The sequence below is a fragment of the uncultured Thiocystis sp. genome (assembly GCF_903866365.1).
Lineage (GTDB): Bacteria > Pseudomonadota > Gammaproteobacteria > Chromatiales > Chromatiaceae > Chromatium.
This window is the reverse complement of record NZ_CAIPNF010000166.1, coordinates 1-1,980: the sequence shown is the minus strand read 5'-3', so window position 1 is coordinate 1,980 and position 1,980 is coordinate 1. Positions and strand designations below refer to the sequence as shown.

Here is a 1,980-nt window from a genome sequence, read left to right as displayed (position 1 = left end):
CGTGGTCCGTTCTGACGCAAGCAGGTTAATGCGGTAACGGGGTTGGCCGATCATACTGACTGTACTGTGCGAACAAGATAGTCAATAGGGTACCATTAATCGCCAAAGCCCTTACAGGGACTTGGGCGCCGCTGTACTAGGAGCCTGTCCGACTTAGGTCGGACGTGGCGGCGAAGCCGCTCTGGAGGCTGAAAATCACGGTCGTTTTCTCATCTCTAGGAGCCTGTCGGACTTAAGGTTGGCGATCCTCTTTTGCCTCTCGTGGAGGCTCAAAACGCTTCACGCGCCCCCCAATCAGCCGTTGGCTTGGTGTTGTTCACGGTTTTTATGCCCGTCTCGGCTTTTTGGGCAGACCGATCCCGCCAGCACATGGAGTCGCTTCACAGTGTAGGCCAGGCAGACCAATGTCCACTCTCCAGACACCGCCGTCAGGCCGCGCAACAGGAACTGCCGGAACCCCATGACCTCCTTGAGGATTCCAAACACGGGCTCCACCGTCGACTTGCGCTTGGCATCGAGGGCCTTGCCGTCCACGGTCTTGAGCCGATGCTGCATCCTGGCCATGGGACTGGCCGTCGCGGGCGGAGCGACGCCGGCCTCGGCGAAGCGGGCTTCCGGGCTGGGAGGGTGGGTTCCGCGAGCGCCGGCCAAGAGCGGGATGATGTTCACCTGCTCACACGCCTCGGCATTGGCGGCACGGCAATACCCCGTCTCACCCACCAGCGTCTTGACGTGCCCAAGCGTCTGCGGCAAGGCGCCCAGATGCGCCAGCGTGGGCGTCATCTCTTGCCGATCGTTGGGGTGTTGCGTGACATGCTGTTCCACGATCAGGCGACTGGCGTGCTCCACACGCGCCTGGGCGTTATCGCATGGCTCGAAACCACCACCGGAGACCGGCATGATCCGGGACTCCGGGTCGGTGACGTTCACGTGATCGCGCTCGCGCGCTCCAGGCTCCGGCGGCTTCGGCGCACGTCCACCGCGCTTGCGCCCCCGCTGTTTTTCACGTGCTTGGCGCGGCGCCATTGTCTCGTCATCGGCCGCCTTCTCGGCGTCATCGCGGGCTTTCGCGCGGGCTTCCAACTCCGTTTTCACGTCGCCGATCAACGGCAGCGGCGCTTGGCGCCGTGCGATTTCCTCTCCCACGCGCCTCCCCGCGACCGGCTCCTGATCGCCCGCCGTCTCGGCTTTCTTCAGCAAGGCTTGCACTTCGGCGCGCCATGGTTCTTCCCGGCGATTGGCGTCGCCCCAACGCATCGCTGTGTGCTTGCTGGCGTTGGCGTGCCTCCCTTCGGCTTCGCTCCCCGTGCTGAGCGAAGCCGAAGCAAGGACAGGCTTGGTCCCGTCCAGGCTCACATCGGCTAAGCGCAGAACCCCAACGGCAGACGCCCGGACCAAGAGCTGAGTCAACAGATCCTCCATCTCGACCCAAAACCGCTTGCGAAACGTGTTAATACTGTCGTGATCCGGATGGGGATTGCCCGTGATGTAGAGCATGGGGATCAATTCATCGGTTCCCTGTTCCAGCTTGCGACTGGTGAACACGCCCGTCGCATACCCGTAAAACAGCAACGCCAGCATCCTCTTGGGCGGATCGGGCGCGGAACCCCCGCCACGATCGGCACTTTCCAGGGCGCTGACATCCAAGCTATCCACGATGCTCACGATGAAGCGCGCCAAGTGATCTGGGTCCAGCCAGTCCTGCACCGGGATCACGAACGGTTGCTCTCGCTCGATAGGGATGAATTGATTGCTCATGGCAAGACGCTTCGGGTAGACGGAACCATCTTACCCTGGATATCGAGCGGTAAGTCCGACAGACTCCTAGAGTTCGAGAAGGTCTTGGTTCATCCTCGCAACATACCAGCCTCAACGGTCCCTGCGTAACATCAGTCACATTAAGGAATGGATCCTCACTAAGGCACTGGTTCAGTTCAATTTGGAAAGAAAAACCAAGAAATCAGGTAGTTGAGGGGATCT

The 1,980-nt window shown here is 61.0% G+C and carries 1 protein-coding gene; it reads right to left on the bottom strand.

The genetic code is table 11. The annotated features are described in order from the left end of the window. Window positions 1-294 precede the first annotated feature (294 nt). On the bottom strand, window positions 295-1,758 hold the full coding sequence (locus tag QZY07_RS09330; protein WP_295401829.1) for a transposase: 1,464 nt from the start codon (window positions 1,756-1,758) through the stop codon (window positions 295-297). Window positions 1,759-1,980 lie beyond the last annotated feature (222 nt).